Annotated in this window: 21 protein-coding genes and 1 tRNA gene; 8 read left to right on the top strand and 14 right to left on the bottom strand. The window is 63.7% G+C overall.

Going from position 1 to position 26,621, the window contains the following annotated elements; translation table 11 throughout:
* Nucleotides 1–141: 141 nt before the first annotated feature.
* The 8 genes from agp to citC form a co-directional block, all read right to left on the bottom strand.
* Nucleotides 142–1,371, bottom strand: a complete 1,230-nt coding sequence (agp, locus tag JL05_RS12810; protein ID WP_033632625.1) for a bifunctional glucose-1-phosphatase/inositol phosphatase — start codon at nt 1,369–1,371, stop codon at nt 142–144.
* A gap of 146 nt (nt 1,372–1,517) precedes the next feature.
* Complete coding sequence (locus JL05_RS12805; RefSeq protein ID WP_016927089.1) at nt 1,518–2,981, bottom strand: anion permease; 1,464 nt, start codon at nt 2,979–2,981, stop codon at nt 1,518–1,520.
* Between the two features lie 25 nt (nt 2,982–3,006).
* Entirely contained in the window at nt 3,007–3,891 is an 885-nt protein-coding gene (citG, locus tag JL05_RS12800) for a triphosphoribosyl-dephospho-CoA synthase CitG (protein WP_033632624.1), read from the bottom strand.
* Nucleotides 3,872–4,420, bottom strand: a complete 549-nt coding sequence (gene citX, locus JL05_RS12795; RefSeq protein WP_019452467.1) for a citrate lyase holo-[acyl-carrier protein] synthase — start codon at nt 4,418–4,420, stop codon at nt 3,872–3,874. The genes citG and citX overlap by 20 nt, the downstream gene beginning before the upstream one ends.
* Nucleotides 4,421–4,423: 3 nt before the next feature.
* Entirely contained in the window at nt 4,424–5,929 is a 1,506-nt protein-coding gene (gene citF / locus JL05_RS12790) for a citrate lyase subunit alpha (RefSeq protein ID WP_004940815.1), read from the bottom strand.
* The gene (gene citE, locus JL05_RS12785; protein ID WP_033632623.1) at nt 5,929–6,849 is read right to left on the bottom strand and encodes a citrate (pro-3S)-lyase subunit beta; all 921 of its coding nucleotides are present in this window, start codon (nt 6,847–6,849) and stop codon (nt 5,929–5,931) included. Before citE ends, citF begins: the two co-directional genes overlap by 1 nt.
* A complete protein-coding gene (gene citD / locus JL05_RS12780) occupies nt 6,833–7,141 on the bottom strand; it encodes a citrate lyase acyl carrier protein (RefSeq protein WP_004940811.1) in 309 nt (102 codons plus the stop codon). Before citD ends, citE begins: the two co-directional genes overlap by 17 nt.
* Nucleotides 7,141–8,211, bottom strand: a complete 1,071-nt coding sequence (gene citC / locus JL05_RS12775) for a [citrate (pro-3S)-lyase] ligase (RefSeq protein ID WP_028127715.1) — start codon at nt 8,209–8,211, stop codon at nt 7,141–7,143. Before citC ends, citD begins: the two co-directional genes overlap by 1 nt.
* Nucleotides 8,212–8,524: 313 nt before the next feature.
* Between citC and dpiA the strand changes: the two genes are divergently transcribed.
* The 3 genes from dpiA to JL05_RS12760 all read left to right on the top strand — a co-directional run bounded on the left by dpiA (nt 8,525) and on the right by JL05_RS12760 (nt 12,593).
* Nucleotides 8,525–9,211, top strand: a complete 687-nt coding sequence (gene dpiA / locus JL05_RS12770; protein WP_021505854.1) for a two-component response regulator DpiA — start codon at nt 8,525–8,527, stop codon at nt 9,209–9,211.
* A 102-nt stretch (nt 9,212–9,313) separates the two neighbouring features.
* The gene (locus JL05_RS12765) at nt 9,314–12,403 is read left to right on the top strand and encodes a beta-galactosidase (protein WP_033632622.1); all 3,090 of its coding nucleotides are present in this window, start codon (nt 9,314–9,316) and stop codon (nt 12,401–12,403) included.
* Between the two features lie 114 nt (nt 12,404–12,517).
* A tRNA-Asn gene (locus tag JL05_RS12760) sits at nt 12,518–12,593 on the top strand.
* A 145-nt stretch (nt 12,594–12,738) separates the two neighbouring features.
* Here the strand turns inward: JL05_RS12760 and JL05_RS12755 are convergent.
* A complete protein-coding gene (locus tag JL05_RS12755; protein WP_033632621.1) occupies nt 12,739–13,629 on the bottom strand; it encodes an oxidoreductase in 891 nt (296 codons plus the stop codon).
* A 452-nt stretch (nt 13,630–14,081) separates the two neighbouring features.
* On the opposite strand from JL05_RS12755, the gene JL05_RS12750 reads away from it, so the two are divergent.
* Nucleotides 14,082–15,788, top strand: a complete 1,707-nt coding sequence (locus JL05_RS12750; protein WP_033632620.1) for a hypothetical protein — start codon at nt 14,082–14,084, stop codon at nt 15,786–15,788.
* 50 nt (nt 15,789–15,838) lie between these two features.
* On the opposite strand, the gene JL05_RS12745 is transcribed toward JL05_RS12750, so the two are convergent.
* Nucleotides 15,839–16,411 (bottom strand): hypothetical protein, encoded by a 573-nt coding sequence (locus JL05_RS12745; protein WP_033632619.1) that lies wholly within the window; start codon nt 16,409–16,411, stop codon nt 15,839–15,841.
* A 128-nt stretch (nt 16,412–16,539) separates the two neighbouring features.
* On the opposite strand from JL05_RS12745, the gene JL05_RS12740 reads away from it, so the two are divergent.
* The gene (locus JL05_RS12740) at nt 16,540–17,430 is read left to right on the top strand and encodes a LysR substrate-binding domain-containing protein (protein ID WP_033632618.1); all 891 of its coding nucleotides are present in this window, start codon (nt 16,540–16,542) and stop codon (nt 17,428–17,430) included.
* Here JL05_RS12740 and JL05_RS12735 read toward each other — a convergent pair.
* The 4 genes from JL05_RS12735 to JL05_RS12720 form a co-directional block, all read right to left on the bottom strand.
* The gene (locus JL05_RS12735; protein WP_033632617.1) at nt 17,427–18,155 is read right to left on the bottom strand and encodes a PA1136 family autoinducer-binding transcriptional regulator; all 729 of its coding nucleotides are present in this window, start codon (nt 18,153–18,155) and stop codon (nt 17,427–17,429) included. The genes JL05_RS12740 and JL05_RS12735 overlap by 4 nt on opposite strands.
* Nucleotides 18,152–19,027 carry a glyoxalase III HchA gene (gene hchA / locus JL05_RS12730; RefSeq protein ID WP_033632616.1) on the bottom strand — a complete coding sequence of 292 codons (876 nt, stop codon included), beginning with the start codon at nt 19,025–19,027 and terminating at the stop codon, nt 18,152–18,154. The genes JL05_RS12735 and hchA overlap by 4 nt, the downstream gene beginning before the upstream one ends.
* 246 nt (nt 19,028–19,273) lie before the next feature.
* On the bottom strand, nt 19,274–20,218 hold the full coding sequence (locus JL05_RS12725) for an NAD-dependent epimerase/dehydratase family protein (protein WP_033632615.1): 945 nt from the start codon (nt 20,216–20,218) through the stop codon (nt 19,274–19,276).
* Nucleotides 20,219–20,284: 66 nt separating this feature from the next.
* Nucleotides 20,285–21,115, bottom strand: coding sequence for an alpha/beta fold hydrolase (locus JL05_RS12720; protein ID WP_033632614.1), 831 nt, complete (start codon nt 21,113–21,115; stop codon nt 20,285–20,287).
* A 199-nt stretch (nt 21,116–21,314) separates the two neighbouring features.
* Here JL05_RS12720 and JL05_RS12715 point away from each other — a divergent pair, with 199 nt between their 5' ends.
* The 3 genes from JL05_RS12715 to JL05_RS12705 all read left to right on the top strand — a co-directional run bounded on the left by JL05_RS12715 (nt 21,315) and on the right by JL05_RS12705 (nt 26,619).
* Nucleotides 21,315–22,739, top strand: coding sequence for a coniferyl aldehyde dehydrogenase (locus tag JL05_RS12715; RefSeq protein WP_238545846.1), 1,425 nt, complete (start codon nt 21,315–21,317; stop codon nt 22,737–22,739).
* Nucleotides 22,740–22,998: 259 nt separating this feature from the next.
* Entirely contained in the window at nt 22,999–25,194 is a 2,196-nt protein-coding gene (katG, locus tag JL05_RS12710; RefSeq protein WP_033632612.1) for a catalase/peroxidase HPI, read from the top strand.
* A 525-nt stretch (nt 25,195–25,719) separates the two neighbouring features.
* Nucleotides 25,720–26,619 carry a VOC family protein gene (locus tag JL05_RS12705; protein WP_015378455.1) on the top strand — a complete coding sequence of 300 codons (900 nt, stop codon included), beginning with the start codon at nt 25,720–25,722 and terminating at the stop codon, nt 26,617–26,619.
* Nucleotides 26,620–26,621 lie beyond the last annotated feature (2 nt).

The raw sequence follows: 26,621 nt of genomic DNA, 5'->3' as shown, positions 1-26,621 counted from the left end.
AGGCAGGCTGATGATGTTAGCCCCCGAAACCGCCTGCAACAATGACCCTGGGCAAAATAAATGGCGTTAAGGCCGGCACGGCGGCGCGTTAGCCGGGATGGGAAGAGGCCTCTCCCCCGCATTCGGGAGAGAGGCTGGGCATTACAGGATGCCCTTCATGGTCTTTTCAAAATCGCTCCAGGCGCAGAAACCGTCCTTGTCGATCGGGCAGCCTTTCAGCGCCAGCGTTACCCGCTGCGGCGGGGTTTGCAGCGTCAGCGGCGTCGCCTTGCGCAGCTGTTCGGTGGACTGATAGACGTACTCGATCTTCAGCAATTCACGGTCGTTCTGCGCGTCGCGCCAGCGTTGGAACACCAGCTTGCCGCCGATCGGCGTTTTCTCGTACTGCTGCGGCAGCTGATACGGCTGGAACTGCATGGCCGACAGCAGCGAAGCGATATTGGAGTCGTGGCCGACCAGCACCGTCAGCTTCGGCGCGTCCGGTTTGCGCTCGCCGAGCAGCGCGTTGTTGATATAAGTCAGCAGCGGTTTGGCGACGTTTTGCGCCACCACCGGCGAGGTGAACAGCGAATCCTGATAGCCGTCTTTCAACTGCGCCAGCTGCTTCCACTGCTGCGGGGTAGCGATTTTGCCCCAGGCCACCTCTTTCATCGGGAAACCTTCGTAGTACTGCAGCATAAAGGCGTCCACCAGCGAGTTGCCCACCCGCAGCGGGCCGGAGACACCCGGCTCTTTGCCCGGCACCGCGCTCATCACGCTGGTTTCTTTGGTCAGGTCGCAGTGTTTGTCGGTCTTGCAGGCGGCGGAATCCTTGTAATCGATGATCTTCGCCAGCTGTTTATACGAGGCGTCCAGCTTCAGCGATCCCAGCGCGGCGTTCATCGCCGCCAGCGCCTGCTGGTTGAAGGCTTCGCTGGTGTCGGTGATGATCGGGTTGAAAGTCGGATCCATCTCGCCCATCTTGTCCTGATGGTGCACGCTGACGTCGCAGCCCGGGAACGCGCCGTTGCTGAAGAACTGTGCGGTGGCCACCGTGCGCTGCAGGCTGTTGGCGTAGACGTACACGCTGCCGGCGGTCGGGCAGCCCTCTTGCGGCAACAGGCCGGTCTGCTTCAGCCAGGCGTTGAAGTAGTGCCCCATGTACACTTCCAGCACCCCGCCCTTGGTGGTCAGCTGGCCGCCCGGCGTTTCCCAGGCCGGCCAGGCCTTCGGCGTGGACTGCGCCAGCACGCTGCCGTTGTTGGCCAGCGGCGCGCGCAGGTTATGGCGGCTCATCACCAGCACCTGTTCCAGTTGATAACCGCCGGCGTCCGCCAGCGCGTTCCCGGTGAATAACAAGGGCAGGCACAGCAATAACGTTTTTTTTCTCATCCGCAGAGGCTCCCGGAAAATGATTATTTTTAAGGTGTTAGCGTTTGCCTGCGTATGATGGCGGGGTTAGTGTGACAAGTGTGTGACAGGGTTCACGGGAAAAGATCGTACCAGCGGCCGCCGGGCGGCGGCCGCTGTGCGTCAACTCAGTACCACAGGCTCATGATCGGCCAGCCGATCAGCAGCAGCGCGGCGATGTACACCACGCCGAGAATGCCGCCCAGGCGCCAGTAGTCTTTCGATTTCACGTAGCCGCAGCCGTAGATGATCACCCCCGGCCCGGTGGCGTACGGCGTCAGCACGCCCATGATGCCGATCGACAGCACCAGCAGCATCGACAGCTGCTCCATCGGCACGCCCGGCAACCCTTTGCCGACCGCCAGGATCACCGGCAGCATGGTGGCGGTGTGCGCCGACAGGCTGGCGAACAGGTAGTGGGCGAAGTAGAACACCAGCACCAGCGCCACCACCGTCATGTTCGGCGAGAAGCCGTCCAGGTGGGTGCTCATGGTCTGGGCGAACCAGTCGATAAAGCCGGAGCGCGTCAGGCCGTTGGCCATCACCACCAGCGTCGCCAGGTTAACCAGCGTATTCCAGGCGCTGGAATATTTGGTGATCTCTTTCCACGACACCACGTGCAGCGCCAGCATCAGCGACACCGCCAACAGGCACACCGCGGTGGCGTCCAGCACCTTGCCGCCGAACACCCACAGGCACAGGCTGAGCAGCACCAGGCCGATCAGGGTGTACTCCTTGCGCGTCAGCTTGCCCATTTCCCCCAGCGCGGTATTCGCCCAGGCGGCCACTTCGCTGCTGTGGGTCACGCCCGGCTTGTACAGATAGTAGGAGATCAGCGGCGCGATGATCAGCAGCAGCAGGCCGACCGGCAGGAACGCCAGGAACCACTGCATCCAGCTGATGTGCACCCCGGCTATCTTGCCGACGAACTCGATGCCCAGCACGTTCGGCGCGGCGCCGGTGACGAACATCGAGGAGCTGATGCTGGTGCCGACCACCATCATCCACATCAGGTAACCGCCGATGCGGCGCGAAGAGGGATCGTTAGGGAAGGAATCGAACAGCGGCGGCAGGTTTTTCACCACCGGGAACACCGTGCCGCCGGTGCGCGCGGTGTTGGACGGCGTGAACGGCGCCAGCAGGATATCGATGATCACCACCGCATAGCCCAGCGTCAGCGTACGCTTGCCCATGAATTTCACCAGGAACAGCGCGATGCGCCGCCCCAGCCCGGTGGCCTCGTAGCCCAGCGCAAAAATAAAGGCGCCGAACACCAGCCAGACGGTGGTGCTGGAGAAGCCCGCCAGCCCCCATTTCAGCGCCTCTTTACCGGCCTTGAAACCCGGCTCCGCCAGTTCCTGCGCACCGAACAGCACCCAGTTGGCGCTGAGCACGCTGACAGTCACCGCGATAAAGCTGATGGCGGTGGCCGGGATCGGCTCCAGAATCATGCCGACGATCATCGCCACGAAGATGGCGAAGTAGTGCCACGCCTGCGGCGGCATGCCGTCGGGCACCGGTATCAATAACAGGATCGCGAGCACCGCCAGCGGCGCTATCGCTTTCCAGATCTTTTCCTGGGTTTGGGACATAGGGACTCTCCTGAAGGCTTGGTTATTATTCTTGGGCACCCAGCTGCGCCAGCAGCCAGGTCACTATCAACAGGTCGGCGCTGCCGCCGGGGCTGAGGTTGCGGGCAATGCAATCGGCATCGAAGCGCCGCAGGCGCGCCAGGCCCGCCTCCCCGGCCGAACCGCCCTGCGCCAGCAGCAACGCCGCCCGGCGCCGCAGCCAGCGCAGGGCGTGCATGCCGCCGCGCGAGGCGACGTTGGTGTCATCGTTGTGGGCCATCAGCCACAGCAGGCTGTCCAGCAGCGCCCGCTGTTCGTCGCCGCCGGCGGCCAGCCGTTGCCGATACAGCGGCAGCGCGCCGTCCAGCACCAGCCGAAAACCGGCCTCCGCCTCGCCGCGCGCGCCGCTGAGGCCGTAGGCAGCGAACAGCCGCTGGCCGGCGGTCTGCCCGGCGTTGTTGCGCCGCAGCTCGCGGTCCACCAATCCTCGGCACATCGCCGCCGTTTCGGCGCACAGCGCCGCTGCGCCGATGGCGCGCCCCTGCTGCTGCAGGCGGCCGAAGGCGGCGCACAACAACCCGAGCGAGAACACGCTGCCCTTGTGGGTGTTAATGCCGCCGGTGGCGCGAAACATCTGGTTTTCGCAGGCCAGGCCCAGCGGCCGCAGCCGCGCCAGCTGCTGTTCTGCCGGCAGAGCCGCGTCTTCGCGCCCGCGCTGGATAAAGCGCGGCAGCCACACGCCGATGGCGCGGGCGCTGCGGTAGAAATGCCCGAGATCCATGTCGCGGTGGGCGCCGGTGTTATGACGATCGACCAGCCCCGGTTTGGGCGTGAGGTTGACCTCCACCAGCAGCGCGCGAAAGGCGGCGCGGGCGAAGTCGCAGGCCGGTTCGGCACGGCGGGCGGGCAGGTTAATCGGCAGAGATCGCATCGTTGAACATCCTTTCCATTTCATGCAGCAGTTGCTCGCTGCTGTGCCGCCGCTGGCGGGCGCAGATCTTGGCCGGTTGGCCGCACAGCAAGCAGCGCCGTTCCGGCAGGCCGATATCGCGGCGCGACAAAATGCGCCCCTGCGTATCCAGCACGTCGATATCCCACAGCCGGCCGATCGGGCGGCTCACCTCCAGCTGCATGGCGCAGTCCTTCACCCGCTGGGCATCGGCGCGCAGCGCGACAAAACCTTCGCAGCCGGTGGAGAGCGCCAGTGCTTCGGCCTGCGGGCTGGGCCAGCCCTGCTCGGCGCACAGCCGCAGCAGCGCCGCCCACCCGAGGTTGAAGATGCCGCGCGTCAGCGCGCTGTCCTTCACCGGGCCGGGGACGACCAGCGTCAGCACCAGCAGCGTGCACTGGTGTTGCGCCAGCCACGCCTGCTGGCGCGCCTGACGGCATTCGCGGCTGGTGAGCAGTTCCGGCAGGCTGACTGCGCGTTCGGCGGCCAGTTGGGGATCGACGGCGGCCATCGCTTACTCCGCCACCTGATGCACCACGTCGATCACCGAGCCGTCGCGGTAGCGCACCACCGCCACCACCTTGTCGGTAAAGGCGATCGGCTGCGGTTCGCCGGTCAGCTGCAGCGCGCGGGCGCGCAGCCAGTCGATGCTCACCACCTCGAGCCCGGCCTCCCGCAGGCGCTGCGCCAGCTCCGGCCGCGCCGGGTTGACGGCGATGCCGTGGTCGGTCACCAAAATGTCGATGCTGGAGCCCGGCGTGACACAGGTGGTCACCTGCTCCACCAGCGTCGGGATGCGCCCGCGCACCAGCGGCGCGACGATGATCGCCAGCCGCGCGGCGGCGGCGGTGTCGCAGTGGCCGCCGGATGCGCCGCGCAGCACGCCGTCGGAGCCGGTCAGCACGTTAACGTTGAAGCCGGTGTCGATTTCCAGCGCGCTCAGCACCACCACGTCGAGCCGATCGACCGAGGCGCCCTTGGAACTGAAGTTGGCGTACTGGTTGGCGCTGATTTCGATATGGCGCGGGTTGCGCGCCAGCGAGGTCGCCGCCGCCCGATCGAAGCTCTGCACGTCCAGCAGCTTGCCGATCAGCCCTTTCTCGTGCAGATCCACCATGGTCGAGGTGATGCCGCCAAGGGCGAACGCGGCGCGAATGCCGCGGGCGCGCATCTTGTCCTCCAGGAACCGGGTCACCGCCAGCGAGGCGCCGCCGGTGCCGGTTTGCAGCGAGAAGCCTTCGGTGAAGTAGCCGGAACCGGCGATCACCTCGGCGGCGCGGCGGGCGATCAGCAGCTCGCGCGGGTTCGAGGTCATGCGCGTGGCGTCGGCGCCGATCTTGTCGGCGTCGCCCACCCGCTCCAGCTGCACGATCAGATCCACCCGATCCTGCGCCAGGCTGGCGGGATGATGCGGATACGGCACCAGCTGCTCGGTCAGCAACACCACGGTGCCCGCCGCCTCGGCGTCCACCCGCGCATAGCCGAGCGAGCCGCAGCAGGCTTCACCGCTGTAGCCGTTGGCGTTGCCGAACTCATCGCAGGCCGGCACGCCGAGGAAGGCCACGTCTATCTTCAGCTCGCCGGATTCGATCAGGTTGACCCGGCCGCCGTGCGAATGAATTTGCACCGGCTCCGCCAGCAGGCCGCGCGAAACGGCGTCCGCCAGCGGGCCGCGCAGCCCGGAGGTGTAAATGCGGCTCACCACGCCGTGGCGGATATGCTCAACCAGCGGCGCATGGCAGTCGGTCAGCGAGCTGGAGGCCAGCGTCAGGTTGCGGAACCCCATCGCCGCCAGCGTCTCCATCACCTGATTGAGCGTCAAATCACCACCGCGAAACGCATGGTGGAAGGAAATGGTCATGCCGTCCTGCAGCCCGCTGCGGCGCACCGCTTCCTGCAAGGAGTCACACAGTTTGAGATCGCGCGGTTTGCGCGCCTGCAGGTTGGCTTTGGACACGTCCTGATAGCCCGGCAGATCCGCCGGGTTGGCGAAGGTCATCAATCGTTGTTGGCGGTTCATCATGCTTCCTCCCCGTGCTGCGCCGGTTCTTCCCGTAAGCCGGACAGCGCGGCGCGCGCCAGCACCAGCCGGGCGCGTTCAATCACCGGGCTGTCGACCATTTTTCCGTTCAGCGACACCACGCCGCGCCCCTCCCGCTCCGCCGCTTCGGCGGCGTCCACCACCCGCTGCGCGTGCGCCACCTCTTTGGCGGTCGGCGCGTACAGGTTGTGCAGCAGCTCAATTTGGCGCGGGTTGATCAGCGATTTTCCGTCGAAGCCGAGCTGTTTGATCAGCGCCGCCTCCTGCAGGAAACCGGCCTCGTTGTTGGCGTCGGAGTAAACGGTGTCGAACGCCTGAATGCCGGCGGCGCGCGCCGCCTGCAGCAGCGAGCAGCGGGCGAACAGCAGCTCGATGCCTTCCGGCGAGCGTTCGGTGCGCAGGTTGCGTACATAGTCTTCCGCCCCCAGCGCGATGCCGATAAGACGCGGCGAAGCGTGCGCGATCGCCACCGCGTTGGTGATGCCCTGCGCCGATTCGATCGCCGCCAGCAGCCCGGTGCTGCCGACCGGCCGGCCGCAGGCCGCTTCGATGGCGGCAATCTCGCGCTCCATGTCGATAACGTCCTGCGCGCTGTCGGTCTTCGGCAGGCGCACGATGTCCGCGCCGCCGCGCACCACCGCCTGCAAATCCGCCAGGCCGTAGGCGGAGTCGAGCGCATTGACGCGCACGATGGTTTCCACCTCCTGGTACAGCGGGTGCTGCAGCGCGTGGTACACCAGCCGGCGCGCCGCGTCTTTTTCACGCAGGATCACCGAGTCTTCAAGATCGAACATCAGCGCATCGGCCTGATAGATAAAGGCGTTGCTGACCATCGCCGCGTTGGCGCCGGGGACGAACAACATGCTGCGGCGCAGCCGGGTTTTATTCAGCGTTTTCATCTTTCGCCTCCCACGGCAGTTGGCCACCCTCGCAGGCGCGCATCAGCGCGGTTTCCAGCCGGGCGCGCAGCACGCAGTCCAGCGCCCCTTTGTCGTCGACGATCACCTGCACCGGTTCCACCTCATAACGCTGCAGCACCTCCAGCAGGGTGCGGCGGATCGCCGCGCCGAACTGTTTTTCCACGCTGCTGGCGATCAGCAGATCGTGCTGTGGCCCTTCGGCGGGCGCGATGCGCACCATGACATCGCTGGATTCCAGCGTGCCGGCCATTGCTTCTCGGATAATTTTCATCATTCACCTGATTGTGCGGACTCAAAAGGATGCGGGGCCGCCTTGGCCCGGCGCTGCGTTTGCAGATCCTGCAGGTAGTACAGGGTGTCCGGCGGCACCAGCGGCGCGGCGGCGTGGAAGTCCCCCGCCGCCAGCAGCTTGCGCACCCAGGAGGCGGAGATCGCCGTGCCCTGATATTGCAAACGCTCGATTTCCACCAGCGCGATCGGCGGGCTGGGCAACGCCGGCGTTTCCAGCCAGTAGCGCATGTCGCGGTTGTATTTCGCGGTCACCGCGCAGAACGGCTCGTTGCCGACGAAGCGGTGCGTAATGCCCAGCGCGGGCGCCAGATACTGGCGGAAGATCTTCAGATCGATTTCGGTGTAACAGTCGTCGGCCACGCCCTGGTCCTTGATGAAGTAACAGGGGAAGGTGGCGCGCGAGATCACGTACTGCGAGCCTTCGTGTACCGTGAGGTTGGGGATATCGGCGGTGCCGGCCAGCACCAGCCGGCGCCGGTCTTCATAGCTGAAGCGCGAGGTGTTTTCCTTCACCAGAAACAGGTGCAGCCAGTCGCAGCGTTTGGCCGCCTGCCGCACCAGATATTGGTGCCCGCGAGTGAAGGGGTTGGCGTTCATCACGATGCTGCCGATGGTCTCGCCCGGCCGGCGCTGGCTCGCCAGCTGGGCGGCGTAGCGCTTCAGGCGGCACGGGCTGTTTTCCATCAGCACCACGATGCCCGGCACGGTGGCGATCGGGTAGAAACCGCACTGGCGGAACAGCGGCTCGTTCTGCACCTTGGTGTAGATAAACAGCTGGGTGTGATGGCGCTCATAGGCCAGGTTCACCAGCTCGGTCGCCAGCGCCAGCGCCAACCCTTCGCCGCGCATCAGCGGGCTGATGGCGACGCATTTGATAATATTGTCGGCGATGCCGCCGCAGGCGACCAATTTGTCGTGCTGGGTAACGGTAATAAATATTTCAACCGTGGTGTCGATATTCAGATCGTTACTGCGCAAGAAGGCGCTTATTTCTGAAATCGCTTTATGATCCGATCGCTTTACCCGATTAAATACGGCATCGCCTAACATAACACGCTCTCTGGGTTAACTGGCAAACAACAAATGAAATACAAAAAGGCATTTTAATTAACATCAGAAATGGCAATTAAAACCTTAAAAACCATGAAGATAAAACCACCTTCTCGTTCAATAAACCCATGGTAAGCAGAAAAAAAACGCCGATTATTGACCTATTTCACAAACCGATCCCGGTTAATAAGTTATTTAATGTTCTTTATTTACTTAATTAATCTTATGGTGTTTATTATTGAGATAATCTTTATTTGGCGCCGCAATTCACTTACATTCACTTAGCATTTTTATTGCAATTACGGGTCGCACTATGGAATGGCTGAACATCCTGATCGTTGAAGACGAAACGCCACTGGCGGAGATGCACGCGGAGTTTATCCGCCAGAACGGCGGCTGCCGCCAGATTTGGCTGGCCGGCACGCTGGCGCAGGCGCGCGCCATGACCGAACGCTTCAAGCCGGACCTGATCCTGCTGGACAACTTTCTGCCCGACGGCCAGGGCATCACCCTGCTGCGCGAACTGACGCTGAGCGGCTATCGCGGCGGCATCGTGTTCATCACCGCCGCCAGCGACATGGCCACCGTGGCCGAGGCGTTGCGCTACGGCGTGTTCGACTACCTGATCAAACCGCTGGCCTATGACCGGCTGAGCCAGACATTGCAGCGCTTCAGCCAGCGCCGCGAAGCGCTGAAAGACAAAGCGCGCCTCAACCAGCGCCGCATTGACGAGATGTTCAACACCTACGCCCGCGGCGAACAGCAGGCGGCGCTGCCCGCCGGCATCGACGAACTGACGCTCGGCAAGGTCCGCGCGCTGTTCGCCGAGCCCGCCGCGCGCCACACCGCTGAAAGCGTTGCGCAAAAAATGGGGCTCAGCCGCACCACCGCGCGCCGTTATCTGGAGTTTTGCACCGCCGCACAGCAGCTGCGCGCCGAGATCATTTACGGCAAGGTGGGCCGCCCACAGCGGATCTACCGCGCTGGCGAGCCGCATTAGCGGTTATTTGATCGCCCTTGCAAGGTTGCGTGTAACCGCTTTACTTTTTATGCGCCGGTCAGCATCTTGGTGAGCATCACCTAGCCGACTGGACGATCGCCGATGCCCGCTGAACCCCTAGCTTCCCTGTCCGAGATCCTCGCCCGCCGTGACTGGCAAAACCCGGCCTGCACCCACTACCGCCGGCTGGACGCCCACCCGCCATTCGCCAGCTGGCGCACGGTGGAAGACGCGCGCGACGATGCCCCCAGCGCCAGCCGCCGGTCGTTGAACGGCGAGTGGCGTTTCAGCTACTTCCCGCGCCCAGAGGCGGCGCCGGAAGGCTGGCTGCAGCAAGATCTGCCGGACGCCGCCCCGCTGGCGGTGCCGGGCAACTGGCAGCTCGCCGGCTACGACGCGCCGATTTACACCAACGTGCGCTACCCGTTCCCGGTCGATCCGCCGCGCGTGCCGGAAGACAATCCGACCGGATGCTATTCGCGCACCTTCAACGTCGATCCGGCCTGGCTGGCCGCCGGCCAGACGCGCGTCATCTTCGATGGCGTCAACTCGGCGTTCTATTTATGGTGCAACGGCCACTGGGTCGGCTATTCGCAGGACAGCCGCCTGCCGGCGGAGTTCGATCTCGGCCCGTGGCTGCGGCCGGGGGAAAATCGGCTGGCGGTGATGGTGCTGCGCTGGTGCGACGGCAGCTATCTGGAAGATCAGGACATGTGGCGCATGAGCGGCATCTTTCGCGACGTCAGCCTGCTGCACAAACCCGCCACGCACCTGAGCGATGTGCGCATCACCACCCCGCTGCATGACGGCTTTACCCGCGGCGAACTGGTGGTGACGGCGCGCGCCAGCCGGCCCGGCCCGCTGCAGGTGCAGGTGCAGCTGTGGCGCGATGGTGCACGGGTGGCCGAGCGCACCCAGCCCCTCGGCAGCGAGATCGTGGACGAGCGCGGCGCCTATGACGATCGCGTCACGCTGCGCCTGCCGGTGGAACGCCCGGCGCTGTGGAGCGCCGAAACGCCCGCGCTGTATCGCGCCACCGTCGCCCTGCTCTCGCCCACAGGAGAAATTATCGAGGTGGAAGCCTATGACGTCGGCTTCCGCCAGGTGGAAATCAGCGGCGGGCTGTTGAAGCTCAACGGGCAGCCGCTGCTGATCCGCGGCGTTAACCGCCACGAGCATCACCCGCGCCACGGCCAGGTGATGGACGAGGCGACGATGCGCCACGACATCCTGCTGATGAAACAGCACAACTTCAACGCGGTGCGCTGCTCGCACTATCCCAACCACCCGCTGTGGTACCGGCTGTGCGATCGCTACGGGCTGTACGTGGTGGACGAAGCCAATATCGAGACCCACGGCATGCAGCCGATGAACCGCCTGGCTGACGATCCGCTGTGGCTGCCGGCGATGAGCGAGCGCGTCACCCGCATGGTGCAACGCGATCGCAACCACCCTTGCATCATCATCTGGTCGCTGGGCAACGAGTCCGGCCACGGCGTGAACCACGACGCGCTGTACCGCTGGGTGAAAAGCCAGGATCCGACCCGCCCGGTGCAATATGAAGGCGGCGGCGCCGACACTGCCGCCACCGACATCATCTGCCCGATGTATGCGCGAGTGGATCAGGATCAGCCGTTCCCGGCGGTGCCCAAATGGGCGATCGGCAAGTGGATCGGCCTGCCGGAGGAGCCGCGCCCGCTGATCCTGTGCGAATACGCCCACGCGATGGGCAACAGTTTCGGCGGTTTCGAGCGCTACTGGCGCGCGTTCCACGCACATCCGCGCCTGCAGGGCGGCTTTGTCTGGGACTGGGTCGATCAGGCGCTGATCAAGCGCGACGAGCGCGGCGAAGAGTTCTGGGCCTACGGCGGCGACTTCGGCGACACCCCCAACGATCGCCAGTTCTGCCTGAACGGACTGGTGTTCGCGGATCGCACCCCGCACCCGGCGCTGTTCGAAGCGCAGCGGGCGCAGCAACTGTTCCGCTTCGCCTTCGACGCCGCCTCGCTGACGCTGACCGTCACCAGCGATTACCTGTTCCGCCACACCGACAACGAACAGCTCAACTGGCGGCTGGAGCTGGACGGCGTGGAGCGCGCCAGCGGCAGCTTCGATCTGGCGCTGCCGCCGCAGGGCAGCGCTAGCTTCACCCTGCTCGACCGGCTGCCGATGCTGCATCAGCCCGGCGAGCTGTGGCTGAACGTGGAGGTGGTGCAACCGCAGGCCACCGACTGGTCTGAAGCGCACCACCGCTGCGCCTGGGATCAGTGGCGGGTGCCGCGCGCGCTGCATCCCGCGCCGGCGCAGGCGCAGGGCGTGCCGCCCACGCTGATTGAAGACGATCAGGGGCTGACCCTCACCCACGGCGACCAGCGCTGGCGCTTCGAGCGCAGCAGCGGCCACCTGACGCAGTGGTGGCAGAATGAGCAGCCGCAGCTGCTGACGCCGCTGCGCGACGGCTTTGCGCGCGCGCCGATCGATAACGACATCGGCGTCAGCGAGGCGGACCATATCGATCCCAACGCCTGGGTCGAACGCTGGAAGCTGGCGGGCCTGTACCGGCTGGAGGAGCACTGCGTGCGGCTGCAGGCGGATGCGCTGCAAAACGGCGTGCGGGTGGTGAGCGAACACCAGTTCGGCGTGGACGGGCAGATTTTGCTGATTAGCCGCAAGCAGTGGCTGTTCGACGCGCTGGGCGCGGTGAGCGTGAACGTGGAGGTCGAGGTGGCCGACGCCCTGCCGCCGCCGGCGCGCATCGGCCTGAACTGCCAACTGGCGACGGTGCAGCCGCAGGCGGAATGGCTGGGTCTGGGCCCGCACGAGAACTACCCGGATCGCCGCCTGGCCGCGCAGCACGGGCGCTGGCGCCTGCCGCTGGCGGATCTGCACACGCCGTATATTTTCCCCGGCGAGAACGGCCTGCGCTGCGACACCCGCAGCCTGCGCTACGGCGGCTGGCGCATCGACGGCCGCTTCCACTTCTCGCTCAGCCGCTACGGCCTGCAACAGCTGATGGCCTGCAGCCACCAGCATCTGCTGCAGCCGGAAGCAGGCACCTGGCTGCACCTGGACGGCTTCCACATGGGGGTGGGCGGCGACGACTCCTGGAGCCCGAGCGTGCACCGGGATTTCCTGCTCACCGCCGGCGTTTACCGCTATCAGCTGCGCCTGCAGCGGGCGCCCGAGGGCTAAATCTGCCAAAAAACTCAACGGGTTGCGCATTCTGTAAGCAAACAGTCACAGAATGTGTAATCCGCCTTTGACATGCCTGCGGCGCCTCGCTATTATTCGCCCCGTTCACACGATTCCTCTGTAGTTCAGTCGGTAGAACGGCGGACTGTTAATCCGTATGTCACTGGTTCGAGTCCAGTCAGAGGAGCCATATTTAGAGAAGCCCGCTTAAGGAAACTTAAGCGGGCTTTTTGCTGTTGGGGTGTTTGGGCTGCGGCAGGCAACCGGCTGTCTGAATGCCAGCTGCATTGACAGCGAAAATACCCTTGCCCGACGAACGCCTGCGCCGCCGGCTATCACCCCGGCCCTTCACTGCCCGCCGCCAGCAGCGGCACCAGGATATCGCTAATCGGCGTAGGCATGCCCTGCAAGCGCCCATAACGCTGCACGACACCGTTGCGTATGTCCCACTCCAGTGGCCGGTTGGCCTGCCGGTCGGCAAGAATAGAGGTGCCCAAATCCGCGGGCGCACGCTGAAAGCCGTCCACGATCGCCTCCGGCACGTTATCGTGAAGCACCGCACCCTGCGCGCGCGCGACGGCCAGGCATTCACGCAGATAAGCCAGAGCCAGTTGCGTTATATCGGCGCGCGAAAACATGCCTGCGCGGCGATTGGCCAGCACCATCAGCCCCGCAGCCGCATTCTGCAACAGCTTACGCCAGGCAATCGAGATAAAATCCGATGACAGCTCAACCGCACAGCGTGAACCGCTGAGCGCGTCGGCGATCGCTTGCGCCTGTGGCGCATCCGGCAGCGTCAGGCGCGGCGTGCCGCGCAGCCTGACGGACGCATCTTTCTCGCGCTGCGCCGGAAACCACACCACGGAGGGCAGCACTGTCGCCCCATTGACGTAAGGCGCCAGCAGAGATTGCTGCTCGACGCCGTTTTGCAGCGCGCACACGACGGTGTTTTTATTGCACAACGCCGCCAGCCAGCCCGCGCTGTCGGTCACCTGCGTGGTTTTTACGGCGACAAAAACCAGATCGTAGGGATGGGCTACGGTACGCGGATCGCTTAAAACCGGCCCCGGCACCACCACTTCTCCCTCATCGTGGCGCAGAATTAATTGCGGATGGGCCGTACGCCCGCAAAGCAGCGGCGTGCGGCCCACTTCATGAAGCGCCGCGGCGATGGCGGTGCCGATGGCACCGGGGCCGATAAGCGCAATGGTAGGGCGATCGGACATAGCGAGTCCTCCAGGTTGGATTAACCGTTCATCAGCCCGCGGTTTCCGTTACGCGCTAATGCTGATGCAGGATAAGCGGGCGCCAGGGTAAATGATACGGCGGCAAGGAGATAAACGCAGCTGTAGGAAACTATCCGGCCCCCCCACCAGCGAAACCCACTCTTTTATCTAAGAATATTCCTAACCCAGCTGACGGATATCCCTTCCTGACGCCAATACGCGGGTTAACCCGCCGTTTTACAGCAATAATCCTGTAAAAACAATCGATAAGCGAATTGTTCGCGCTCGGCAAGTTGCGTCTATCCTTTCGCTATGGGTGCCTGCCGCCCATCGTTCGCTGCGGCTCGCGGCATGCGCGTTTCTGGCTGTTCGGGTTTCGGTTTATTCCATCGCGCGCTTCCATTCATCATGTTGAATTTCAAAGCAATCTCTCAGCAACAAGGAGTGTTTATATGGCTTACGTCATTACCGACCGAGAAAAACTGCAAGCGATTTGGGAGGCCGCCAAAGCCGGCGACTGGCCGGCCGTGTATGCCGCATCCGTCGATGCGCTCACCGATCCCAACCATGCCAACCAACCCATTGATGGCGTGGATATCGCGGTGTATACCTGGATCAAAGGCGCCTATGGCGTGAACTCGAATCAGGGGGCGTTTGCCCATTACATTCGCGACCAAACCAAGTTGCAGTATGAGCTGCGCACCGGGCACGTGCCCGATGACTGGGAGGCGCGCATTCAGAATGCCTCCGACAACATCGCCAAAAACTTCGCCAAAACGCTGTTTGGCGTCGATCTGAGCAGCGATCCCAATGCGCCGCTGCCGGATGCCCCGCCCACCAGCGCCAAAGTGCCGGATATTCACGAGGTTGGCCTGATCGACGCCGGTGCGGCGGCGTCCGAAGTGTTCACCGACGCCTCCTCGACCGGCGCCCCCAACTATTCCCCCTGGGCCGGCACCACGCTGTTCTCCTATTTAGGCGACACCTCGTTCTTTACCGAATGGGTGGCGACCAACGACACCTCGGCCTTTAAGGTGGAAGGCGGGACTTACGATCTGATTGCCGCGGCGCAGGTCTCCATGCAGATGAAAAACCTCAGTTACGTGGTTGAAACGCTGCTGGCGGGCGAAGTGCCCACCTATTTGACCACCCTCGGCATTGGCCACGAGACCATCCGCCTGGCCGCCGAGGCGGCGCGTGATTTCTACACTGAGTCCTACGGCAGCAGCGTGACCGGCGGCGGCAGCATTATCCCCGGCAAGCTGGATATCGGCTCGGCGATTTTCAACGACATTGCCGACGTGCTGTCCACGCCGAATCTGTACCGCGTCGGTACGCTGCATGATGATGATTTCACGCTGGCGTTCGGCAATATCGCCGTTAACACCGGCAGCGGCGACGACACCATCAGCGTACCGCGCGGCTGGCAAAACAACGCCGGCAACTACGGCTGGACGGTGATCGACGGCGGCGGCGGCCACGATACGGTCGATTATTCCAGCCTGTCGCACGGGGTAAACCTGAAGTTTGACGCCCAGGGCAGCTACGGCGGACGCGGGGTGATCGAGAAAAACGGCATCGGGCTGTATGGCTTTAAGGACGGGCTGTACAACATCGAAGCGGTGAAACTGACCGACTTTAAGGACAACGTCACCTTTAACGATCGGGTGCTGACGCCGGCCAACGGTCTGGAGGTCAACCTGGGCAAAGGCTCCAGCGAGATTCGCTTCGAGCATGGTTATACCACTGCGCCGGGTGGGAGTGCGCCGCAGGATTATCTCGGCGTAAACCTGAGCATGCTGTCCAACGATGTGCCCTTCCCCAACAGCCTGCTGAACATTCCCGTGAAGCAGACCCACAATATCTACATCGACGACAGCTTCGAGCTGGGCTTTTTACAGGCCTCCTCCCTGTCTATCGATAACCACCTGCTGGCCTTCGGCGCCGAAGGATCAAACAGCAGCTTCTCACTGAATTACAACGCGCAAACCCATACGCAGGATCTGTCGATATTCATGCAGGGCGAAAGCGCGCTCAATCAGCACGTCGTCAATATCTACAATTGGGATCAAGGATACTTTGGCATCAATCTGGAGCAGCCGGCCATTCAGCTTGTCGGTTTGCAAACCATTGCCCCGCAAGAGCTGGCGGCCGCCTAAGCGAAGCCCGCCGGGTTTACCGGCGGGCTGTTTACCTGCGGCGCGGCGGCTCACTCCCTGTCACGCTCCGCAATCCGCGCCATCAACGCCCCCAGCAAGGCCAGATCGACCAGCAGCGCCAGCGCGAAACAGGCTCCCTTTATCCCCGGCGCCGCATAGGTTTGCACCAGCGAAACGGCAACCACTACGGCCACGAGAGTCACCACCGTCGTCAGCCTGCACGCCACGACGAAGGCCCCTTTCTCCCCCACCGCCGTGCGGTAGGCGACGCCCTGGCCCAGGCCGCCGAGGGCGAGGCCCGGCAGCAGGGCCGGCCAGCCGTGGCCGCCGAACAGCATCAGCAGCATCAATAGCCATCCCGCCGCCGCCAGTAAAAAGCCGTGGCGGAGAATAGCCAGCGCAGGCCGGTTCCGCAGCGTCCGCCAGCGGGCCAGCGCGGCGCCGCCGAGAAACGCCAGCGCCAATGCCGTCAGCAGCATCAGGGTAGCGCCGATGCCCAGCAGATTTTCGGTCTTCAGCAGCAAGGCGCCCGCCGCGACCGGCACGCTGAGCGCCAGGGCACTCGCCGCCGTTCCCGTGTGTTCCATGGCGCCCAGAGCGCCGTTGTTGATATAGAGGCTCATCGTTCACTCCGACATGATGGAAATGATGAAATAAATTCATTTCCCTGTTCACATGTCAGTAGCCTATCTCTTGTATAATCGGTCAGACAAACTCATAGTTTTCAGCCTTGGATGAGAATAATTCAGCCATGAGAAAAACCCGTTTGCCGCCGCTGGGCGCGCTGCGCGCTTTCCACGCCGTGGCCGTCTGCCGCAGCTTCAAACTGGCCGCCGAGGAGCTGGGCGTCAGCGCAACGGCGATCAGCCATCAGATTAAGCTGCTGGAGTCGGTGCTGGCATGCCGGGTGTGCGAGCGCAGCGCGCAGGGCGTCAGCCTGACCGAAACCGGCGAGATCCTGTATGCCGGCACCCAGCGCGCCTTCGCCGCGCTGGAGCAGTCCGTCGCCCAAATCACCCGCGCCCGGCAGCCGCCGGCGCTGACCGTCACCACCACCTCCAACTTTCTCACCCACTGGCTGGTGCCGCGCCTGGCGGATTTCAAGGCGGAGTTTCCCGCCATCGATCTGCGCCTGCACACCAGCGTCGAGCGGGTGGATCTCAGCCAGCGCACCGTGGACGTCGCCATCCGCTACCGCGAAATGCCGGAAAGCGATCTGCACTGCACCCTGCTGCATGAGGATCGCTTTATCGTGGTGGCCAGCCCGGCGCTGGCGCTGGAGCGCATCGAAGATTTGCTGCGGGTGACGCTGTTTCACGTGGCGCATCGGCAGGTGCCCGCCGACTCACCGACCTGGGAGAACTGGCGGCGGCGCTACGGGCCGGAAGGATTGAACGTGGAAGCCGGGCTGACCTTCAGCGACGAGACCCATGCGCTGCAGGCGGCGGTGGCGGGCCAGGGGGTGGTGATCGCCAGCCGGCTGCTGGCGCGCGATTTGTTGCAGCGCGGCGTGCTGGCAGCGCCGTTCGAGATGGCGTTGCCCGGCGCCAACTATTATCTGGTGGCCACCGAAGAGACCGCGCAGCGCCCCGATATCATGGCGCTGCGCGCGTGGCTGCTGCGGCAAATGGCGGCGGGCTAACGGCTCTCGGGGGCGATTTCGCCCAGGCGGATCGCCACGCTGATCGCCTGCGCGGTGGTGGCGGCGCCGAGACGTTGACGAATGCGCCGCAGGTGGTTTTCCACCGTGCGTTCAGACAGGCCGAGCATCGCGGCGATATCCGCCTGCCGCCGGCCAATGGCGGTCCAGCTCAGCACCTCGCGCTCGCGCGCCGACAGCCGGCCCTCCCCCTCACCGGCAGCAGGTTCGAACAGCCGCCGCGCCGCCAGAAAAGCCGCCGTGCCCACCAGCGACAGCGCCAGCCGCACCGGCGGCGAGGCGTCGATGCGCTCGCCCCCCAGGCTGACCGCCCCCTCCAACCCGGCGGGGCCGAATACCGGGATCTGCACGCCGTGCAGACCGGCGCCGCGCGGCGTGCGCACAATCCGGTAGCGCTCGCCCTGCTGCGCCCGGGTTTTGGTCCAGAAGAACGGTTCGGCGGCCCGCAGCATGTGCCGGGTCACCGGGCAGTGCCGCACGTAGGTCAGCGCATCGACCGCCTCCCCCTCACCGAACCAGTCGCCTTCGACCCAATAAATATGCTCGATCCCCGCCTCCGCCGCCGCGGAGGCGGAAAACAGCACAAAGCGGTTGAAACCGAACGGCGCGGCGAAGGCGCGAACCCGCCCCTGAATGGCGGACAAAGTGCGCTCGTGGTCCATCGCCAACGCCGTCTGGAAAGCGCGCTGCGCGATCTCGTCGCTCATCGCGCGGCGACGTCGGCCAGCAGCGTTTCCGCCGCCAGTTTACCGAGGTTGTTGGAAGCCAGCGGGCTATCGCCGGTCAGCAGGCGCCGATCTTTATGCACCTTGCCGGTGATGTCGGCGTTGACGATCTTAACGCCCAGCTCACGCAGGCGTTCGCCCACCAGCCAGGGCATCGGGCCGGGGATATAGCCGATATCGATGTTGGCGCCGGTATCGAGAGCATCCGGGAACACGCACATCTCATAGCCGCGATAGAGGAAATCGTCTTTGCTCTCGCCGATGCCCGCCGCCAGCAAACCGGCCGGCCCGTGGCACAGCGAGATCACGTAGCGATCGTGGTCATGCGCCCAGTGCAGCGTCTTTTTCACCTCTTCGCTGAACGGGATATCGTTGAGCACGCCGTGGCCGCCGGGAATGAAAACGCCGAGGTAGTTGCCGCCATCCAGATCCTTCACCACTTCCGTCAGCTTTTTCGGCTGCTTGAGTTGGCTGCGGTACTTCTCATAGGTGGCCTTGACCGCTTCATCTTCATGCGGGAACGCCCACATCTCCAGCTTCACCGGATCGCCGGACGGCGTGGCGACGTCGATCTCGAAACCGGCCAGATCCAGGTGATACATCGGCAGCAGCATCTCGACCGGATGGTTGCCGGTGGAGAAGAACTTGCCGTTTTGCATCAGCAGGTAGCGCTCCTGCGAGGCGATCATCAGCACCTTCCACTTGCCGCCGCGATAGGCGTTCGGGTAGCTGGCGCCCGTGAAGTCGGTTTTGGACGAGGTGTATTGGCTGAGGGAGTAAGGGGATGGGAAAAACGCGTTGTCTTCCGCCACATCCGGGGTGGGATTACGATCGTTGGACACTGAATCAGTCATGATTATCTCCATATTCACCGTTGCATTGCCCATTCAGCTTAAATAACCGCCGGCAGGGCCGCAATGAGGGATATCCCTCAATCACCCTCGCGCTGGCGGCGCTCAAGCGGGGTACCATAGCCAATAAAAAGCCCCGCCCGGAGAAGGACGAGGCTCGCTCGCGCCGATCGAGACGGTGTGAGAGGATCATGAGGGCAGAGTGATGACAGGGTGCCGAATGCGCCTGCTCATGGCGCGACAGATGCCTTAACGTCGCGCTTGCGCGTTCTTCCACTCCCGCCAAATCGTTTCCAGCCCGGCGCGATACGTCGTGACGGCGAAATCGGGAAAACGCTGTTTGAACTTGGTCGAGTCGAACAGGTTATCGTGCTCGTAGCGCGGCAGCAGCTCGCGCATCTCTCGCGCCCCGGACGAAAACAGCCCTGCGGCGATCAACGCCCATTTGCCGATAACGGAATATGAAATGTCCTTCCCAAACACCTCGCAAGCCAAGGCGGCGAACTGCGCATAGGTGAGCCGCTCGTCGCAGCACGGGAGATGCCACGTCTGGCCGAACGCGTCGGGCGTATTGCCGAGCCGAGCTAACCCGCGGCTGGCGTCGGGCGTCCAGATCAGCGTGCGCAGCCTGTCATCGCGAACCGGCACGCGCGGTTTTTCCCCCGCTTTCAGCCTGTCGACGATCAGCGCATTGGTGAAGCTCTGCGTTTTCCCCGGCCCATAAAACTCGGGCGCACGGCCGATCAGCACGGGGATCTGCCCCCGCTTCATCTCGTCGAGCACCCTCTCGGTCATCAGAGCGCGCACCCGTCCCTTGCGCCCCCGAGGCGCGAACGGCGTCGATTCCGTCTGCGGCTCGCCGTTCTGCGGATACATATAGGTATTGTCGAAATAGACAAAGGGCACGCCCGCGGTACGGCTGGCGTGCAGCGCATTCTGCAGCATGGTCGGAAATTGCCGATCCCACAGCGCCGAATCCGGCGGCAGGCCGGCGGCGAAATACACCACCTCGCTGCCCTTCACCGCCGCCAGGGTCTGCTGTGCATCGAGCAGGTCGGCCGCAACCAGCGTATCGCTGTCGTTGACCTTCCTCGGGTTGCGGCTGACCAATCTTAAATCATCGGTGTACGCGCGCTTCAGTTCACGCGCCAGCTCTTGGGCGATCTGGCCACTGGCGCCCAGGATCGTTTGCATTGGCGTTCCTCATCGCAATGAAAAAAGCCCCGCCCACTCAGGGCGGAGCAAAGTGCTTGTTCGCGCTTAACTGTTCACGAACGCCAGCAGATCGGCGTTGACCTGATCGGCGTGGGTAGTCGGGATGCCGTGCGGCGCGCCCTTGTAGGTATGCAGCGTGCCGTTTTGCACCAGCTTGGCCGACAGCACGCCGGAATCCTGATAAGGCACCACCTGATCGTCGTCGCCGTGGATCACCAGCACCGGAATGGCGATCTTCTTGAGATCTTCGGTGAAATCGGTCTGCGAGAAGGCGACGATGCCGTCATAGTGCGCCTTGGCGCCGCCCATCATGCCCTGCCGCCACCAGTTCCAGATAATGGCCTCCGACGGTTTGGCGCCCGGACGGTTATAGCCGTAGAACGGGCCGGCGGGCACGTCGTAATAGAAATGCGCCCGGTTGGCGGCCAACTGCGCCTGGAAATCATCGAATACCGATTTTGGGGTGCCCTGCGGATTGGCATCGGTTTTCACCATCAGCGGCGGCACCGCGCTGATCAACACCGCTTTGGACACCTTGTCCTCGCCGTGGCGCACGATATAGCGCACTACCTCGCCGCCGCCCGTCGAGTGGCCCACGTGCATCGCGCCCTGTACGCCGAGGTGTTTCACCACCGCGGCGACGTCATCGGCGTAGTGGTCCATGTCGTGCCCTTCCCACACCTGGCTGGAGCGGCCGTGGCCGCGGCGATCGTGCGCAACCACGCGGAACCCTTGGTTCACGAAGAACAGCATCTGGGCATCCCAGTCATCGCTGGACAGCGGCCAGCCGTGGTGGAAATAGATAACCTTGCCGTTTTTGGGGCCCCAATCCTTGTAGAAAATCTCGACGCCATCGCTGGTCGTTACATAACCCATGTCGTTTCTCCCATTTACACTATGGTTAAAAAAGAAGGTTTATACTGCGCGCGGCGCCGGGATCTCTGGCTCCCTCATCCCGGCTGGCCGACGATCTTGCGTTGATCGTTTAACGAGTATAGGTTTAAAGCTCACTTTAAGGTCAAACCCAATTCGGCAAACCGCATTCCCGCTTTCGATCGGCATCAGGAGTATTCAAGTGCAAGGAGATGACACCGCCACGACGATGGAGCAACGGCTTGCCGCCCAGCGCCACGCCTTCCTGCGCGACGGCGCGCCGACGATGGATCAGCGCAAGGCCGCCCTGCGCCGCTTGCGGAGCGCCATTCTGGCCCAGCGCGGCGCGCTGGCGGCGGCCGTCAGCGCGGACTTCGGCCACCGCTCGCCTTACGAGACCGACATTCTGGAGATTGTGGTCACCGTGCAGGCGATCGATTACCTGCTGCGCAACCTGAAACGCTTCATGAAGCCGGAGCGCCGCCACGTCGCCCTGCCGTACCAGGCTGCGCGCGCCTATGTGCAATATCAGCCCAAGGGCGTGATCGGCGTCATGGCGCCGTGGAACTACCCTTTATCGTTGACCTTCATCCCGCTGGCCACCGCCCTGGCCGCCGGCAACCGCGTGATGCTGAAACCTTCGGAGCTCACGCCGCATACCAGCCAGCTCATAGAGACGATGCTGGCGGCGCAGTTTCCCGCCGACGAGATCGCCGTGGTGACCGGCGGGCCGGAGGTCGGGGCCAGATTCAGCGAGCTGGCTTTCGACCATCTGGTGTTCACCGGCAGTACGGCGATCGGCCGTCAGGTCATGCAGGCGGCCGCTAAAAATCTGGTGCCGTTAACGCTCGAGTTGGGCGGCAAAAGCCCCGCCGTCATGGCGCGCGGCGCGGTTAACGCCAGAAACGTCCAGAGCGTGGCGTTCGGCAAGCTGTCGAACGCGGGCCAAACCTGCATCGCGCCCGATTACCTGCTAATCCATCAGGACGATCTGGCAAGCTTCATGGCGCTCTACGACGCGGCGGTCAAAGCGTTTTACCCCACAGGGCCGACGGGCAGCGACTACGGCGCCATCATCAGCGACAGGCACTATCAGCGTTTGCAAGACCTGCTGGCCGACGCCCAGGCGCGGGGCGCGCAAATCATTCCGGTCGGCCATCGCCCGGACTCGGCGTCTGAACGGCCGAAAATCCTGGCCCCCACGCTGATCGTCGGCGCCCCCGACGACAGCCGGATCATGCAAGAAGAGATCTTCGGGCCGCTGCTGCCGGTGCGCACCTACGCCGCCTTTGATGAAACGATCGACGTTATCAACGCCGGGCCGCGCCCGCTGGCGCTGTATTACTTTGGCCCGGCAGGCGCGCAGCAGGATCGGCTGCTGACGCACACCACCTCAGGCAACGTCAGCGTCAACGCCACCCTGCTGCATTTCGCCCAGGACGATCTGCCGTTCGGCGGCATCGGCCCCAGCGGCATGGGGGCCTGTCACGGCATCGAAGGATTTCGGGCGCTGAGCCACGCCAAGGGCGTTTTCATCCAGAGCCGCTGGCACTTTACCGGCCTGCTGCGCGCGCCGTTCGGCAAACTGGCGGACGCGGTGCTCACGTTCATGTTGCGGCGCCGATAAAGCGGTGTGCTGACAATCAATAGCACAGCCATGAATCGCCGCAAGCTATCACAATATTCACTCATTCCTATTTTATCTCTCCGCCGCCGCTGACTAAGCTTAGCCATGAGTCACCCTTTGTCCGTTGGCGACGGGAGTGACGTAAATCGATTGAGTTCAGTTATTTAGCGCAACACCCGACGCAAGCCTTACCCGCATGCCTTGTTAACCGCTCCACGCCCGGCGGCTGGAGCATCTTTACGGAAGCAGAGAGCGCATTATGACAACTGAAAGCAAATGCCCGTTTTCGGGCGGCAAGCAGCCCGCACCGCAGAACGGCCCCACCAATCAGGATTGGTGGCCTAATCAGCTCAGCCTGAAACCGCTGCATCAGCACTCCCCCCTGTCCGATCCGATGGATAAAGACTTCAACTACGCCGATGCCTTCAACAGCCTCGATCTGGCCGCGGTCAAACAGGATCTGCACGCCCTGATGACCGACTCGCAGGAATGGTGGCCAGCGGACTTCGGCCACTACGGCGGCCTGTTCATCCGCATGGCCTGGCACAGCGCCGGCACCTACCGCATCGGCGACGGCCGCGGCGGCGCGGGCGAAGGCCAGCAGCGCTTCGCCCCGCTCAACAGCTGGCCGGACAACGTCAGTCTCGACAAGGCGCGCCGCCTGCTGTGGCCAATCAAGCAGAAATACGGCCGCAACATCTCCTGGGCCGATCTGATTATCCTGACCGGCAACGTGGCGCTGGAATCGATGGGCTTCAAAACCTTCGGCTACGCCGGCGGCCGCGCCGACACCTGGGAGCCGGACGACGTCTACTGGGGGTCTGAGAAGATCTGGCTGGAACTGAGCGGCGGGCCGAACAGCCGCTACTCGGGCGATCGCGATCTGGAAAACCCGCTGGCGGCGGTGCAGATGGGCCTGATCTACGTCAACCCGGAAGGCCCGGACGGCAACCCCGATCCGGTGGCCGCCGCGCGCGACATCCGTGAAACCTTCGCCCGCATGGCGATGAACGACGAAGAAACCGTGGCGCTGATCGCCGGCGGCCACACCTTCGGCAAGACCCACGGCGCCGGCCCGGCGTCTCACGTCGGCGCCGATCCGGAAGCGGCCGGGCTGGAGTCGCAGGGCCTCGGCTGGCACAGCACCTTCGGCACCGGCGTCGGCAAAGACGCCATCACCAGCGGCCTGGAAGTGACCTGGACCACCACCCCGACCCAGTGGAACCACGACTTCTTCCGCCACCTGTTCGAATACGAATGGGAGCTGAGCCAAAGCCCGGCCGGTGCGCACCAGTGGGTGGCGAAAGACATCGGCGAAACCATTCCCGACGCCTTCGATCCGAACAAGAAGCGCCGCCCGACCATGCTGACCACCGACCTGTCGCTGCGCTTCGATCCGGCCTACGAGAAGATTTCGCGCCGCTTCTATGAGCACCCGGAAGAGCTGGCCGACGCCTTCGCCCGCGCCTGGTTCAAGCTGACCCACCGCGACATGGGGCCGCGCGCGCGCTACCTCGGCCCGGAAGTGCCGCAGGAAGAGCTGATTTGGCAGGATCCGGTTCCGGCGGTCGATCATCCGCTGATCGACGAGCAGGACATCGCCGCGCTGAAAAGCAAGGTGCTGGCTTCCGGCCTGCCGGTGTCCGCGCTGGTCTCCACCGCCTGGGCTTCCGCATCGAGCTTCCGCGGTTCCGATAAACGCGGCGGCGCCAACGGCGCGCGCATTCGCCTGGCGCCGCAGAAGGACTGGGCGGTCAACCAGCCTGCGCAGCTCGCCGCGACGCTGGCCACGCTGGAAGGCATCCAGCGCGCCTTCAACGATGCGCAAACCGGTGGCAAGCGCGTCTCGCTGGCGGATCTTATCGTGCTGGCCGGCGCGGCGGGCGTGGAACAGGCGGCGAAGAACGCCGGCTTGACCCTGACGGTGCCGTTCGCCCCAGGCCGCATGGATGCCTCGCAGGAACAGACCGACTTGGACTCCTTCGAGGCGATGGAGCCGCTCGCCGACGGTTTCCGCAACTTCCTGAAGGGCAAATACCGCGTGCCGGCCGAAACGCTGCTGGTCGACAAGGCTCAGCTGTTGACCCTGACCGCGCCGGAAATGACGGTGCTGGTCGGCGGGCTGCGGGTGCTCGGCGCCAACGTCGGCGGCACGCAGCACGGCGTGTTCACCCATCGCCCGCAGGCGCTGACCAACGACTTCTTCGTCAACCTGCTCGACATGGGCACCACCTGGCACCCGGTGGGTGAGGATGGCCTGTTCGAAGGCCGCGATCGCCGCAGCGGCGCGGTCAAATGGACCGGTACCCGCGTCGATCTGGTGTTCGGTTCGCACGCGCAGCTGCGCGCGCTGGCCGAAGTCTACGGCAGCGCCGACGGGCAAGAGAAGTTCGCCCATGACTTCGTCGCCGCCTGGAACAAAGTGATGAACCTCGATCGCTTCGATCTGGCGTAAACTCCCCGCAACGGTCTGCTTCGGCAGGCCGTTTTTCCTCCCGAGATCCACACCGCCGCCCCTCAACGCCGGCCACGGCGTGCGCCGTTATACTTTATTTCCCCGCTTATTCGTATTTACTCAACAAGTCATATAAAAATTTGATGGGCGGCAATTCTTTTAATGCTGTATTTATATTGAGAGGGCAATGAAGAACGTAAATTCAGCGCGCTAATACGATATATCCCATCAAGGAGAACACCGTTATGGATTATCCTCAATTCACTTCAACACGCGACGAGGCGGGCCGCATTATCAGCGCCGTCCCTTAGCGATAGCGGGCCTGCTGGCCCGGCGCCTCACCGTTTACGCCAATAAGAATAAATGTTCTGCCCCTGCGCCATATTCGCCGGGGCGTCAGAACTTCGCCCCTATTTAGCGTTTCATCACGCGCGTTGCGTTTTTAGCTTTTATTTTTCAGCCGACGGGAAAGCTCATAGGAAATTACGCTGCACTCAGGAAAATAACCGCTACCTGGAGGTCATCATGCAACACATTATCGGTATTTCTTCTCGTCGGCTGAGGATATCGGCCCTTGCGCTGCTGCTCCCTGCCGTATCATGGGCGGCCGATACGGCATCTCTCGCCGTGGGGCCGCAATATGACACCACCCATGTCTACGTCGAACGCGGCAAGATGGATGCCTTTGTCGACAGCATCCTGAAAACCTTCGGCGGCACCCGCACCGAACGCGTGCTGGTCAACGTCACGCCGACGCCGAGCGAAACCTATTCCCAGCTGATACTGACGCCGGCCGGCAGCTTCTCGGTGTTCGATTTCAAAACGCCGATCCCGTACCCGTTCGGCGTCGAACGCAACGGTTTTCTGGTCAGGGATATGGACGCCGCTATCCGGCAGGCCAGGGCCGCCGGCGCCGATGTGCTGGTCGCCCCCTTCGACGATCCGATTGGGCGCGACGCGGTGATCCAATGGCCCGGCGGCGTCAACATGCAGCTTTATTGGCACACCAAGGCGCCCAACTACAAGCCGCTGCTGAGCGTGCCGGAAAACCGCCTGTATCTCTCCGCTTACCGCGTCGATGACTTCCTGAAAAGCTATCAGACGTTCTCGCACGGCAAAGTCGTGCGCGACGAGCAGGTCAGCGATGCGGCGATCGGCCGCAACGATAACGGCAAGATCCGCCAGATCGAACTGGACTCGCGTTTTGGCAAAACGCGCATTTTCGTCACCGATGGGCATCTGCCTTATCCGTTCGGCCATGAGCGCACCGGTTATGGCGTCGAGGATCTGCAGGCCACGCTGGCCAAAGCGACGGCCAGCGGCGCGCAGGTGCTGTGGCGTTCGACGGCGGCGGAACGCCGCGCCTCGGCGCTGGTGCGTTTCCCCGGCGGCTACATCGCCGAAATTCACCAGACGGCCAAATAAAC

Source organism: Serratia nematodiphila DZ0503SBS1, from assembly GCF_000738675.1.
Classification (GTDB): domain Bacteria; phylum Pseudomonadota; class Gammaproteobacteria; order Enterobacterales; family Enterobacteriaceae; genus Serratia; species Serratia nematodiphila.
This window is presented reverse-complemented; position numbering and strand designations above follow the sequence as displayed.